The sequence below is a fragment of the Paenibacillus sp. DMB5 genome (genome assembly GCF_001517085.1).
Lineage (GTDB): Bacteria > Bacillota > Bacilli > Paenibacillales > Paenibacillaceae > Paenibacillus_AQ.
On the sequence record NZ_LRAC01000001.1, the window covers coordinates 1 to 13,960 of the forward strand.

Consider the following 13,960-nt stretch of genomic DNA (forward strand, 5'->3'; position numbering starts at 1 on the left):
CCGGGTTCCGCGTTATCCGCTGCGCCACCCGTCGCCGCATCTCCTGACGCACAGTGTCCGGGTTCCGCGTTATCCGCTGCGCCAGTACACCGCAGCCTCTTAACGCGCTCTGCCGCCTTACCGGGTAACGGTTCGGCGTGCGTTAGTCCGTATGCTTCCGATTCTTCTGCGCCGCAGGATGAAGAAGCCGCTGATTTTATCAGCCGCTGTCTGGTCATTACCTTCCGGCTGGCTTGATCTTCACGTCAGCACTTGCCTGTTAACGCCGGGGAGCTCGCATGGGTGACATTTCCAGGCGGGATTCCCGGTTTTTCTATTCCGCCAAAGCGCCTTGCTGCTGCTGGACTTTACCGCCCAAAAGCACATAAAATGCCTGTCCTCCTTTCCTTGACGGTGAGAATTAACCATGAGTATAATGAATCCAATAATCAAGGGAGGCACGTAATGAACAAGCCAAATGAAATTATCGTCGTTCTCGATTTTGGAGGACAGTATAACCAACTTATCGCGCGCAGAATCCGGGACCTGGGGGTATACAGCGAGCTTCTGCCGTACAATACGCCAGTAGAGAAGATTAAGGCACTTTCACCTAAGGGGATTGTTTTCTCCGGCGGTCCAAGCAGTGTATATGCTGAGGATGCTCCGCATGTAGATCCGGCTGTATACGAGCTGGGCCTGCCGATTTTCGGGATTTGCTACGGCATGCAGCTGATGGCACATCAGCAGGGCGGCAGAGTAGAACGTGCATCCAAGCGCGAATACGGCAAAGCAGACGTAGACTTCCAGCCTGGCTCGGTGCTTGCCGCAGGTCTTGACGGAAGCCAGACCGTATGGATGAGCCACGGTGACCATGTAGTTGAGCTTCCGGGCGGCTTCAAGCTGGATGCCGGTACCGAGAGTGCTCCGATCGCGGCAATGAGCTATGACGAGAAGAAGTTCTATGCGGTACAGTTCCACCCGGAAGTGCGCCACTCCGTGAACGGCAACGAGATGATTTCTAACTTCCTGTATGAGGTGTGCGGCTGCGAAGGCAACTGGACGATGGAGTCCTTCATCGAGGATGCAATTAAGGATATCCGGGATAAAGTCGGTGACAAAAAAGTACTGTGCGCACTTAGCGGCGGTGTAGACTCCTCCGTTGTAGCCATGCTGATTCACCGGGCAATCGGCGATCAGTTGACATGTATGTTTATCGACCACGGCCTGCTCCGCAAAGGTGAAGCTGAGAGTGTAATGGAGACGTTTGTCGGCAAATTTGATATTAACGTTATCAAAATTGATGCCCGTGACCGCTTCCTCGGCAAGCTGGCCGGTGTATCCGATCCTGAACAGAAGCGCAAGATCATCGGCAACGAGTTCATCTACTGCTTCGACGAAGAATCGGCCAAGCTGGGCGACTTTGCCTTCCTGGCTCAAGGTACGCTGTACACAGATATCGTAGAGAGCGGAACAGCGACTGCCCAGACCATCAAGTCGCATCACAATGTCGGCGGTCTGCCGGAAGACATGAAGTTCAGCCTGATCGAGCCGCTGAATACCCTGTTCAAGGATGAAGTCCGCAAGCTGGGCGAAGAACTGGGTATGCCTCATGCGATCGTATGGCGCCAGCCGTTCCCGGGTCCGGGCCTTGCTATCCGTGTACTGGGTGAGGTTACAGAAGAGAAGCTGCAGATCGTTCGTGATTCCGACTACATTTTGCGCGAGGAAATCGCCAAAGCCGGTCTGGACCGCGAAATCTGGCAGTATTTCACTGCACTTCCGAACATGAAGAGCGTGGGTGTTATGGGGGATGAGCGTACTTATTCCTACACCGTAGGTATCCGTGCTGTTACTTCCATCGACGGTATGACTGCAGACTGGGCCCGTATCCCATGGGATGTGCTCGAGAAAATTTCCGTCCGCATCGTCAACGAAGTCGACAATGTTAACCGCATCGTGTATGACGTAACTTCCAAACCGCCTGCGACTATCGAGTGGGAATAGTGGGAAATTAAACCAATACTCTCTTTTATCTGCATTTGTTCTGCAGACAGAAGAGAGTATTTTTTTGTAACAGGGAAAAATGTGGATATCAGGTGTTGTCCTTGATTAGTTTAATATCACTTTTTTGAAGGAAGTATTCATAGTCTGCTTCAATCTCAAACTCTGTTTCTGCAATACCGGTTTTTCTGAGTCTGAACATAATGAAATAGGATAAGAACTGGTTCACAAGGAACAAAGCAACCGTTCCAAATGTGAAGCTGTGATTTAGCGTATCGATAACTAGACTGATTAGCATAAGCCCGGTTGTCAAAAAGAAGGCATACATGCAGGCGCCGGCCAGAATTTTATGTATTTCCCCCTGCTGATACTCATCCCGTTCCTCCAGATAGCCGATAAAGGGTTTCAGCATAAGAGTTGCGTTAATTTAGACTATTAAAATCTACCGGCCTCACCTTTCACCACATTCATAAAAACGCCTCATTTACGAACAATAACGAAAACATTACGTCCAATGTTCGTATTTACCATTGACAAGTCATGTGAGTTACACCTAAAATAAAAAAGCGTTGAGCAACAAAATTATTCGTATAATTCCGGGAATTGGCCTGGAAGTTTCTACGAGGTCACCGTAATGACCTGGCTACGATTAAAAAGAGCGATTCCATAAGAACCTTCGGCCGTAAGGCTGGAGGGAGATGAGGGACCTTCTCTTTTTTCGGGCCGGTGTCGATCAGATGCCGGCTTTTCTGTGGGCTCATACACAACATACACCTTAGGGGGAGAAACAATTGGACCGCTTTTTTAAATTGAAAGAAAACGGCACTACCGTACGTACAGAGATCATGGCCGGTATTACTACCTTTATGGCGATGGCCTACATCCTGTCGGTTAACCCGGGTACGCTGACCGCCTTTGGCCGCATCGACATGGGCTGGTATTCCGTATTCCTGGCAACAGCGCTGGCAGCAGGTATTTTCACGATTGCCATGGGTTTGTTCATTAACTTCCCGGTTGCGCTGGCACCTGGTATGGGCCTTAATGCATATTTTGCTTCCGTAGTACTCGCTTCACAGACTACTGATCACCCGTTCACCTGGCAGATGGGTCTGACCGCCGTATTTATTTCCGGTCTGATCTTTGTTCTCCTGACGGTTACCCGAGTCCGGCAGATATTGCTTACTGCAATTCCGGACAGCCTCAAGCATGCGATTACCGTTGGTATCGGTCTTTTCATCACGATTATCGGCCTCAAGAACAGCGGTCTGATGACAATCGGCGTTGAAGCAGGCAGCGATATTCCCGCTAACAAGTTTACAGACGTTCTGTCCTTTGAGACAGTCATTCATATGGGCAGCCTGGAGAACACCAATGTCCAGCTCGTTATTATCGGCCTCCTGCTGATCGCGATCCTGATGGTTCTGCAGGTACGCGGCGCAATCCTGTTCGGTATTCTTGGTACAACGCTTGTAGCTATTCTGATGGGTGCCGTTGATTTCGGTTCGCTGAGCAGCCCGCAAACCCCTTGGGTTCCGGATTTCACCCAGCTGAACTTCATGGAATTTGACTGGGACGGCATCATGCACACCGGTATCGTATCCGCAATTGCCACCTTTACTTTTGTAGAGCTGTTTGATACTTTCGGCACACTGGTAGGTACTGCTGAGCGTGCAGGCATTATGAAGAACAAAGAAGAAGGCAAGAGACGTGTAGGTAACGCAATGTTCGTAGATGCGATCGCTGTAACAGGCGGTGCAATGCTCGGTACTTCCACTACTACGGCTTATGTAGAAAGTGCTGCCGGTGTCGCTGAAGGCGGACGTACAGGTCTTACTGCCGTAACAACAGGTGTTTGCTTCCTGCTTGCATTGTTCCTTGCTCCGGTAGTTGCCCTGATTCCAGGCTCGGCTACTGCTGCTGCCCTGATCGTTGTCGGTGTGCTTATGGCCCAGTCGATCCGCGAAATTGATTTTCAGGATATGGTTTACGCTATTCCGGCCTTCCTGACCTTTGCAATTATGCCGTTCACTTACAACATCGCTAACGGAATCTCGTTCGGTATCGTTACTTATGTAATCCTGGCTTGTGTAGCTAACATTGCCGGCAAAAAGAAATATGATATTCACTGGATGATGTGGGTACTGGCGGTTCTGATTGTTATGCGTTATGTATTCTTCGGCAGCGCAGGCTAAGCACAACCCCATTTAATAGAACAACATGACAGCTCCTTCAGGGATGAGGGGGCTGTTTTTTTGTATATTCCGGCTTTCCGGCTCTTTTTGGCCCATTCCTGAACAAAGCGCGGCTGCGGTCTTTCCATCATCCAGTATTTAGATTATATTGTTGAAGAGGTGATGTAAGTTGTCCGGCATCCTAAACAGAATTGTTAATTCCTGCAAAAATAACCCCTGGCCGCTGCTGCTGTTCGTGCTCGGGGCAATTGTAAGGATAGTGTACATAGGTTCGGTTCCGCCCGGTCTGAACCAGGATGAGGCTTCTATCGGTTATGATGCATACGCTATTCTCCATTACGGAATAGACCGTAACGGTATTCATCTGCCTGTTCATCTGATTGCCTGGGGCAGCGGGCAAAACGCTTTATATGCCTATCTGTCCATGCCGTTTATCCTGTTGTTCGGATTGACTCCGCTGTCGGTGAGGGCACTGAGTGTGATCATGGGACTTGCCGGAATGGTTTTCTTCTATTTAATAATGAGACGGATTTTTCCTTCCAGAGCGGCAGGCATAGCTGCCATGTTCTTTATAGCCATTAACCCGTGGCATATTATGATGTCGAGGTGGGCGCTGGAGGCCAATTTATTCCCGACTTTGATTTTGATTGCGGTATACTTCCTTATGCGTTCGGTTCAATCTGCCGATTCCCGCTGGACTTATGCTTTTACCGCTGTATTGGCTTTATCTTTATATGCATACGGAACTGCCTATTTCTTTGTTCCTGTGTTTGCTGCGGGAACGGCAATTCTTCTATTATATTGCAGGGTGCTTAAAGTGCGGACGCTTGCGTGGAATACCCTGCTATTTGTATTACTGTCCCTGCCCATATTATTATTTATAGTAATTAATCATTATGAGGGCCTGCAGGCAATCGCTACCCCGCTGTTATCTGTCCCGAAGCTTACCATGCCGCGGGTGGAACAAATCTCCTCGGTTTTTGGCGGACAACTGCTGCAGACGGCTGCAGCGAATTTCCGTGAATTCCTCTCTATTATCTGGAGCGGAAGCGACGGTCTGCCCTGGAACTCTTTATCCTGGTACGGTTATGCTTATCCGCTTGCCCTGCCGTTTGCGCTCATCGGGCTTATCGTCATGGCAAGTACGGCCTGGAAGAACCGGCGCAAGGGAGCGGAACAGGGAATTATTCTGCTTTGGCTGCTGTCAGCAGTACTTATGGCCTTTATCACCACTGTAAACATTAACCGGATCAACATTGTTTTTATTCCGCTGGTTATGCTCACTGCGGCAGGCTTCATCTGGCTCTATTCACGTATAAAAATGGTTGCTGTTCTTTCTGCTGCTGCCTTTACAGTCATGTTCGGCCTGTTTATCAGCGAATATTTCGGGGAATATCCGGACAGAATCGGCCCGAGCTTTTACGAATCTGCCGGAGAGGCGATACAGTATGCTTCCGGGCATACCACCGGAAATATTTACGTAACAGACGAAATCAATATGCCCTATATCTTCGTCCTGTTTTATGAGAGAATCAGCCCCCATGACTTCCTGGACTCGGTCGTTTACTCTAATCCCGGCGGTGCATTTCAGCAGGTTTCATCGTTTGGCAGATACAGATTCGGCAGATATGATGTACTGGAAGGAAATTCAGCATATGTTGTCAGCAATCACTCAGGGGTGCCGGCAGCTGCTGCTGGAGATTATACCGTGAAGCAGTTTGCTAACTATACGGTAATAATTACAGGCGATTATACTGCAGAGGAAGTTCCCTTGAATACGGCAGTGAATAATGAATTGACTAACGGAGGCTTTGAGGAAGGTCCGGCCGGCTGGAAGTTCTCAGCGGGAACGGGAGTTGCCGGCAATAATCCGTACTCGGGGCACTCACTGGCTTATCTGGATGCAGGGGTGGACAAAACTGTCAGCCAGGCCTTTACGGTTCAATCGGAGCCGGGAGAATATGCATTGACCGTTATGGCAAGCGCCGGCGGCAGCGGAGGAAAGATCGGATTGCTCGTGAACGGCAGCCTGCAGGCTGAAGCGGAGCTGACGGCGGGAGACGCGTATCATGAAATACGGCTACCGGCAGTGGCTCTTGAACAGGGAGACCATGCAGAAATTATTATAACCGGCGGGAACGGCTGGATTAACATTGATGAGGTGAGGTTGGAACGATGAAAAATCTACGCACGGCCGCAGTCTTTATATTCATGCTGCTGATGTTCGTATTTCCGGTAACCAGCATTTATGCAGAGGGTAACCTGCTGCAAAATCCGGGATTTGAAGACGGGGAGAACGGGGCACCGGCAGGCTGGACGAAGGATGCCTGGATTGCCGGAGACGGCTCAGGGATTCTCTCTGTTCAATCTGAAGAGGTTCATTCCGGCAGCAAAGCGGCTGTCATTGAGAATCTTGAACCGAATCATCTGAAATGGGTCCAGACGGTTACTGTCACACCGGGAAGCTACTACAAGATTTCCGGTTATATCAAAGTTGCCAGCATTTCCGGCGAAGGCTTCGGGGCCAATATCTTTCCGGTGGGTGTCGGCGGCGGGTACCCGGCTACGACAGATACCGGAGGAGATTGGCAATATCTTGAGTTTATTGGCCAGACCGGAAGCGAACAGACCGAGCTTGCCGTCGGAGCGGCCCTTGGCGGCTATGCCAACCTTATTCAGGGGAAAGCCTATTTCGATGACCTGTCTGTAGAAAAGCTGGAGGCCCTTCCCGAAGGAACTGGCTTCATTTCACTGGACAGCGGAGCGGCTGCCCCTGCCGATAACAGTGGTGCAGAAGCTGTGCCCCACAAAGTCTCGCCGGCCAAAATCCTGCTGATTTCAGCAGTTTTCAGTGTATTTTTTGCCCTTCTGTATAACAGAGGATTGCGCAGCAACAAACTGCTGGCCCAGCCGGATGTCGTCTATACGAGATGGCTGTATGTTGCATTCGCCGGTGCCTTTATTCTGCGGATCTGGATCGGCGTCACCGCGCAAGGCTATGAGAATGATATGAACACCTTCATTGCCTGGGGGCAGCGCCTTGTTGACATGGGGCCGGGCGGATTCTATGAAAAGGGCTACTTTGCGGACTATCCGCCAGGCTACCTGTACATATTATATCTGCTGAGCGCCATCCGCGGTCTGTTTGGTCTGACGCATGGCTCAGCCGGAGAAATGCTGCTCTTCAAAATGCCGGCGATCCTCTCGGATCTGGTACTCGCCGGCCTCATTTACAAGATTGGACGCAAGAAGCTCGGCGGCGGAATGGCTACCGGCCTGATGCTGCTCTACCTGTTCAATCCGGCTGTGCTGATGGATTCGGCTGCCTGGGGCCAGGCGGATTCCTTCTTTATGATATTCCTGCTGATCAGCATTATGGGGGCGGCGGACAAGACCTTTGTACGATCAGCGATCTTCTTCGCCATTGCCGTACTGGTCAAACCGCAGGCGCTGATCTTTACTCCTGTCCTGATGTTTGCCTTCTATCATCACCGGGCCTGGAAGCAGCTTGCTATAGGTGCGCTGTACGGGCTGGGGATCTTTGCCCTGCTGGCAGCCCCGTTCTTCTGGAACAACGGCGGCTTCATCGGGCTGATTAATCTGTATAAAGCTACCTTATCGTCGTACCCGTATTCGACGGTTAATGCGTTTAACCTGTACGCTCTCACGGGTCCGATGTGGTCGGCTATGGATGTAACATGGCTGGGTATTACATATCGCGTCTGGGGCTTTATTTTCATCCTGGCCGCGGTAGCAGCCGCAACCTATTATTCATTCCGCAAAAACCGCAAGGACCTGTCCAAATCTTATTTTATCGCTATTGTGCTGATTGCCGTCGTGTTCGTTCTTGGCACCAAAATGCATGAGCGTTATATCTATCCGGCCCTTATTCTCTCTCTGTTCAGTTATATGGAGAGTAAGGACCGCCGCTTCCTGACGCTGTTCCTGGGCTTTACGCTGACACAATATATCAATGTCGGCTATACCCTGGCTCATCTCAATGCCGGCGGCAACCCGCCGACGGACGGTATTGTACTGGTTACGTCGATTGCAAATCTCGGTTTGCTGGTCTATACGCTGTATACCGGGTATATGGTATATATCCGCAAACAGACCAAGCCGCTGTCACCTCCGGATACTGATGCTGAGAAGTATGCTGCCGATCTGGCGCTTGCTGAAGGAATCCGTCCGCTCGAGACCAAAGGAAAGGTCCGGTTCAGACTGCAGCGTAAAGACTGGATCTGGATGCTGGCTATTACAGCAGTCTATACAACTATTGCTCTCGTGAATCTCGGTTCAACCAAGGCACCGGAAACGCTGTGGGAGCCTGCGGCCAGCGGTGAGAGCTTCTATGTCGATCTCGGCCAGAGCAGACAGCTGGAGCGTGTAAATATATTCGGCGGTGTAGGCACAGGCAAGTTCAAGCTGGAATTCAGTGAGACCCCTGACGTCTGGGGCAGCCCGCTGGATATAAGCGAAGATGTGGGCAATGTCTTCATTTGGAAAAGCCAGCCGTTAAATGTAGCGGCAAGGTATGTGAAGCTGACCGTTACCGAGCCTGGCTTTACCTTGAATGAAATAGCCTTCTATGAACAGGGGGGCGGCACAGCCACGCTTCCTGTTGCTGGTGTGACACCGGGTGCCGGGGCAGCAGCCAAGAGAGGAGAGCCTGCCAATCTGTTCGACGAGCAGTCGCTGGTTCCGGAACATTCGAATTTCATGAACAGCACCTATTTTGACGAAATTTATCATGCCCGGACTGCGTATGAGCATTTCCACGGGATCGTTGCCTATGAAAATACCCATCCGCCGCTCGGCAAAATTCTGATCGGAGTAGGTATGGAGCTGTTTGGCGCTAATCCGTTCGGCTGGCGGATCATCGGTACCCTGTTCGGGGTTGCGATGCTGCCGCTTATCTATATGATGGGCCTGCGGCTGTTCGGGAGAACCCGGTACGCCGCATTGTCCGCGGGGCTCTTCGCTCTGGATTTCATGCATTTTACCCAGACGCGCATCTCTACGATCGACGTATACGGCGTATTCTTCATCATGCTGATGTTCTATTTCATGCAGCGATATTTTACAATGAATTTCTACCGTGTTCCGCTGCGCAAAACCCTGGTGCCACTGTTCTGGTCAGGCCTTTTCTTCGGAATCGGTGTCGCCTCCAAATGGATTGTTCTGTATGGCGGTGCCGGACTGGCGGTTATGCTCGCATTGTCCCTGTTTGACCGCTATAAGGAATACCGGGCAGCAGGGCGCATGCTTGCGGAAGGCAAGCTCGGTGATCAGGAGATTAAGACAGCCTGCCGGACAGCCGACAGCTCCTTCTGGAAGAATACGATCATAACATTGGCCAGCTGCGTTGTGTTCTTTGTGATTATTCCTGCTGTAGTGTACAGCCTGTCCTTTATACCGGTGCTGTCCGTAACGGCAGAAGGGTATACCATTAAAGGACTTATTGATGCCCAAAAAAATATGTATAACTACCACAGCCAGCTCGTAGCTACACATCCGTTCTCCTCCTCCTGGTGGGAATGGCCGTTTATGAAACGTCCGGTGTGGTTCTTCAGCGGAGGAGAAGGGCTGCCTGAGGGCCGGGTGAGCAGTATTGTTACTATCGGCAATCCGCTGATCTGGTGGACCGGGATTTTTGCGATGCTCGGCACAGTATGGCTTACAATCAAGCGCAAAGAGAAGAGTCTGTATATGCTGTGGATCGCCTTTTTCTCACAGTATGTGCCTTGGATGCTCGTTCCGCGCGAGACGTTCCTGTATCATTATTTTGCAATGGTGCCGTTCATGATCCTGGCTATTGTATATGTAATGAAGCTAATCGACAGCAAGGTTCCGGAAGCCGGAGCAACCAAGATCCGTTATGCTTATGTGGCAGCCGCCGCTGTGCTCTTTATTATGTTCTATCCGGTGCTGTCAGGAATGCAGGTTAGTGCCGACTATGTAAATATTGTGCTGCGCTGGTTCCCTTCCTGGGTATTCTAGGGGCCAGCCAGCTTAATGAAGTAAAGCTCCATAAAACTAAGCGTATGCTTTCGAAGCGAGTTTTGTACGAAGTAATACAAGGAAGCCCATGCTCACAAAACTTGGAGTATGCTTTCGAAGCGATTTTTATTGCGAAGCATCCCAATGAAGTAAAGCTCCATAAAACTAAGCGTATGCTTCCGAGGCGAGTTTTGTACGAAGTAATACAAGGAAGCCCATGCTCACAAAACTTTTAGGAGGAACAAAGGTGAAAGCCAGATACAGTGTAGTTGTACCGATGTACAATGAGGAGGAAGTCATTCAGCATACGTATGAGCGTCTAAAGAAGGTTATGGACGAATGCGGTGATTCCTACGAGCTGGTCTTCGTCAACGATGGCAGCCGTGACCGTACAGCTGAGATTATGCGCGGGATCAGCAGCCGTGACGAGCATGTCAAGCTGATCGACTTCTCGCGCAATTTCGGACATCAGGTCGCGATTACCGCCGGGATGGACTATGCTGAGGGGCATGCGGTAGTGGTCATCGATGCCGATCTTCAGGACCCGCCGGAGGTTATTCTGCAGATGATTGCGAAATGGAAGGAAGGCTACGAGGTTGTCTATGCCAAACGGCTTAAACGCCATGGGGAGACGCTGTTCAAGAAGGTAACCGCCAAGCTTTTTTACCGTCTGCTTAGCAGCATGACGAGCGTGGAAATTCCGACCGATACAGGCGATTTCCGGCTGATTGACCGCAAGGTCTGCGATGTCCTCAGGGGGCTGAAGGAGAAGAACCGTTATGTCCGGGGGCTGGTAAGCTGGGTAGGTTTCCGCCAGACGATGGTAGAATACGTGCGGGAGGAGCGCTTTGCCGGAGAAACCAAATATCCGCTGAAGAAAATGGTCCGGTTTGCGCTGGACGGTATCACCTCCTTTTCCCATAAACCGCTCAAAATAGCATCCTATGTCGGCTTCTTTCTGGCCTTTTCCAGTTTCTTATATCTCTTCTTCATCTTGTTTCAGAAGCTGTTCACGACGTGGGCGGTTCCCGGCTGGACCTCAATTGTCGGCGTCAATCTGCTCTTTAACGGCATCGTGCTGATGCTGCTGGGGGTAATCGGTGAATACATCGGGCGGATTTATGATGAATCCAAAGACCGGCCGCTATATATTGTAAGGGAAACCAGAGGGTACGAGGACGGAGAATATCCGGACATACGGGAAGGCAAACGTTATGAAAAGTAACAGGCTGAATGCCGGGTTTATCCAGTTCCTAAAGTTCAACGCCGTAGGTTTGCTTAATACCTTGATAGATTTTGCAGTATTTACACTGCTGCATTCACTGGGCATTATGAACGCTCCGGCGCAGGTCATTTCTTATAGTGCAGGGACAGCGAACAGTTTTTTCTGGAACAAAAAGGTGACGTTTCGTGACCGGGCAACAAACCAGCGCGGCTCTAACCGTCTGCAGCTGGTGAAATTTATCGTCCTCAATCTGGCCGTGCTGGGTATTTCGGTGCTGCTGATGCACTTCCTGACGGACAGCTTCGGCATTCAGGTGCTGATTGCCAAGGTGCTCGTTACGTTCGTAACGGTAATTATCAACTTTTTCGGAAGCCGGATGTGGGTGTTCTAGGTAAAGAACAGGACAGGGAATGCCCTGTCCGCAACGAAGCGAGGGGGATGTTCATGCGCAAACTATCTTATTTGATTATACTGGCGGGCGTCCTTATCATGCTGTATCCCAAAGCAAGCGAGTGGTACAACGACAGGCAGCAGGCTATATTGCTGGAGGAAGCTGAACAAGCCTACAGCGAACTGGCACCAACAGCCGGACCGGATCTGCAAAAGCCCTATGCGGAGGTGACCCAATTGCTGGCTGAAGAATCGGTGCAGGAGGATGAGGTACAGCCTTCTGCAGAGCCCGCTGAAGAAATTGCAGTAGGCGGCAAAATCACCGGGATCATTGAGATTGACAGGATCGATCTGAAGCTTCCTGTGCTTGAAGGTGCGACAAAGGCGAATATGAAGCACGCTGCCGCCCATATGAAGGAGACGGCTCCGCTGGGTGAGGTAGGCAATGCGGCTATAGCTGCACATAGATCCAGAACAGCCGGCAGGCTTTTTAACAGGCTGGATGAAGTGAAGATCGGGGACACCATCAAAATCAAGACGAGTGCAGAGGAGTATCAGTACGAAGTGTATGATATTTCTATAGTGGAGCCGACGGATGTGTCGGTGCTGAACGGCAATGGTGAAGATAAAATCCTGACACTAATCACCTGTGATCCGCTTGTTAACCCGACTCACCGGCTGATTATTCATGCTAAACTTTCTTAAAAACAGACAAAAAGGGATTCAGCGCGAATTAGCGAAAATTTTATTGAAAAATGCTGAAATTCTAGTAAAATAGGTCTTGTATCTGGGCGAATATATGGTAGTATATAACTATAAAAGCACACACGATAACGGCAAACCTATCGAAAGGTAGGGACGCAAAGCTAAAGGGCCTTCCCGTAAGGATGGCAGCCAGCTACCGAATGAAGGGCTTTTTTTGTTGGCTATTCAATCCAAAATCTAGTATTTATGGTAGATTAAGAGATAGATAAAGCTGCAACGATAACGGCAAACCTATCGAAAGGTAGGGACGCAAAGCTAGAGGGCCTTCCCGTAAGGATGGCAGCCAGCTACCGAAAGGAGTTTTATCCGTGAAAAAATTTTATTTCATGCTGTTAACATTGTTCGTAGTTGTCACTTCCGTTCAGACAAGCACAGCTTCAGCTGCAACTGCAGACTCAAGCTGGTTGAATACATCGAAGCTCGATCAAGGTGTTGTTGCAGTATCCTATGATGTACCTGCTGACAAGCGTATCAAGGTTATGATCACTAAAGACGGCAACAGCTACACTTACAATCTATATGCTTCCCAGTCGACAGAATCCTTCCCGCTGCAACAAGGCAACGGCACTTATAAAGTATCTGTTCTTGAGAACACAACCGGCAACAAATATAAAGTGGTATCTTCCGAAGATGTTGAGCTTAAACTCAGCGATGCTAACGCCGTATACTTGAGCTCCGTACAGAACGTGAAATGGACCTCTTCCGATAAAGCAGTAGTGAAAGCTAAACAGCTTACAAAAGGCTTGACGACAGATGAAGCTAAGGTAAAAGCGATCTATAACTACATCGTAGCAAATGTTAAGTATGACAATGCATTGGCTGCTAATGTAACACCGGATTATATTCCTAAGAACGACAATACTCTGCTCTCCAAAAAAGGCATCTGCTATGACTATGCTTCCTTGTTCGCTACTATGCTGCGCAGTGAAGGCATTCCAACTAAGCTTGTAATGGGTAACACCAGCTATGTATCGACATATCATGCCTGGAATGAAGTTCTGCTTAACGGCAAATGGGTAACAATTGATACTACAGTTGACGCGGGCTTGGCTAAGAACAACAAAGAGGTTGGCCTGACTAAAGTTGCGAGCAAATACAGCGCTGCAAAATTCTACTAAGAACGAAGATAATACGGTGATATGGGGACAACCTGCTAATATAATTTAGCGGGTTGTCTTTTTTTTGATTAAGGGGTTGCTTTTTGTCAGCGATGTGGGGTATTATAGGTAAGCGTTGTTAGAGCGCGTCAAAGTTTGACTGAAATTGATTGAAAAAATGAATTTCAAAAAAAGCTTGCGCTTCTGAAACAAACGTGATATTATATAAGAGTTGCTGCTGACGAGAACATCGAAAGTAACAACGAGCTTGATCTTTGAAAACTGAACAACGAGTGAGTATCGGAAATCAC

9 protein-coding genes and 3 riboswitches are annotated in these 13,960 nt (G+C 49.6%); of the genes, 8 read left to right on the forward strand and 1 reads right to left on the reverse strand.

Annotated elements, in window-relative coordinates:
* Positions 1-444 precede the first annotated feature (444 nt).
* A complete protein-coding gene (gene guaA, locus AWJ19_RS00005) occupies positions 445-1,983 on the forward strand; it encodes a glutamine-hydrolyzing GMP synthase (RefSeq protein ID WP_068720431.1) in 1,539 nt (512 codons plus the stop codon).
* Positions 1,984-2,071: 88 nt separating this feature from the next.
* Here the strand turns inward: guaA and AWJ19_RS00010 are convergent, their stop codons facing one another.
* Positions 2,072-2,392, reverse strand: a complete 321-nt coding sequence (locus AWJ19_RS00010; protein ID WP_068720433.1) for a hypothetical protein — start codon at positions 2,390-2,392, stop codon at positions 2,072-2,074.
* A gap of 154 nt (positions 2,393-2,546) precedes the next feature.
* Positions 2,547-2,646: riboswitch (purine riboswitch) on the forward strand.
* A gap of 125 nt (positions 2,647-2,771) precedes the next feature.
* Here AWJ19_RS00010 and AWJ19_RS00015 point away from each other — a divergent pair.
* The 7 genes from AWJ19_RS00015 (at position 2,772) to AWJ19_RS00045 (ending at position 13,670) form a co-directional block, all read left to right on the forward strand.
* Positions 2,772-4,172 (forward strand): NCS2 family permease, encoded by a 1,401-nt coding sequence (locus AWJ19_RS00015; protein ID WP_068720435.1) that lies wholly within the window; start codon positions 2,772-2,774, stop codon positions 4,170-4,172.
* A gap of 169 nt (positions 4,173-4,341) precedes the next feature.
* On the forward strand, positions 4,342-6,351 hold the full coding sequence (locus AWJ19_RS00020; RefSeq protein ID WP_068720437.1) for a glycosyltransferase family 39 protein: 2,010 nt from the start codon (positions 4,342-4,344) through the stop codon (positions 6,349-6,351).
* The gene (locus AWJ19_RS00025; protein WP_082707621.1) at positions 6,348-10,172 is read left to right on the forward strand and encodes a glycosyltransferase family 39 protein; all 3,825 of its coding nucleotides are present in this window, start codon (positions 6,348-6,350) and stop codon (positions 10,170-10,172) included. Before AWJ19_RS00020 ends, AWJ19_RS00025 begins: the two co-directional genes overlap by 4 nt.
* A 247-nt stretch (positions 10,173-10,419) precedes the next feature.
* A complete protein-coding gene (locus tag AWJ19_RS00030; protein WP_128083463.1) occupies positions 10,420-11,397 on the forward strand; it encodes a glycosyltransferase family 2 protein in 978 nt (325 codons plus the stop codon).
* Positions 11,387-11,788: a GtrA family protein gene (locus tag AWJ19_RS00035; protein WP_068720440.1), complete on the forward strand. Its 402-nt coding sequence runs from the start codon at positions 11,387-11,389 to the stop codon at positions 11,786-11,788. Before AWJ19_RS00030 ends, AWJ19_RS00035 begins: the two co-directional genes overlap by 11 nt.
* Positions 11,789-11,841: 53 nt before the next feature.
* Positions 11,842-12,492 carry a class D sortase gene (locus AWJ19_RS00040; protein ID WP_068720443.1) on the forward strand — a complete coding sequence of 217 codons (651 nt, stop codon included), beginning with the start codon at positions 11,842-11,844 and terminating at the stop codon, positions 12,490-12,492.
* A 120-nt stretch (positions 12,493-12,612) separates the two neighbouring features.
* Positions 12,613-12,693: riboswitch (cyclic di-GMP riboswitch) on the forward strand.
* A gap of 73 nt (positions 12,694-12,766) precedes the next feature.
* Positions 12,767-12,847, forward strand: a riboswitch (cyclic di-GMP riboswitch).
* Between the two features lie 13 nt (positions 12,848-12,860).
* A complete protein-coding gene (locus tag AWJ19_RS00045) occupies positions 12,861-13,670 on the forward strand; it encodes a transglutaminase-like domain-containing protein (RefSeq protein ID WP_068720448.1) in 810 nt (269 codons plus the stop codon).
* Positions 13,671-13,960 lie beyond the last annotated feature (290 nt).

What these genes read in the sequence shown, in the direction of transcription:
- AWJ19_RS00035 (WP_068720440.1), top strand. Translation starts at nt 11,387, where the DNA reads ATGAAAAGTAACAGGCTGAATGCCGGGTTTATCCAGTTCCTAAAGTTC.
- AWJ19_RS00040 (WP_068720443.1), top strand. Translation starts at nt 11,842, where the DNA reads ATGCGCAAACTATCTTATTTGATTATACTGGCGGGCGTCCTTATCATG.
- guaA (WP_068720431.1), top strand. Translation starts at nt 445, where the DNA reads ATGAACAAGCCAAATGAAATTATCGTCGTTCTCGATTTTGGAGGACAG.
- AWJ19_RS00010 (WP_068720433.1), bottom strand. Translation starts at nt 2,392, where the DNA reads ATGCTGAAACCCTTTATCGGCTATCTGGAGGAACGGGATGAGTATCAG.
- AWJ19_RS00025 (WP_082707621.1), top strand. Translation starts at nt 6,348, where the DNA reads ATGAAAAATCTACGCACGGCCGCAGTCTTTATATTCATGCTGCTGATG.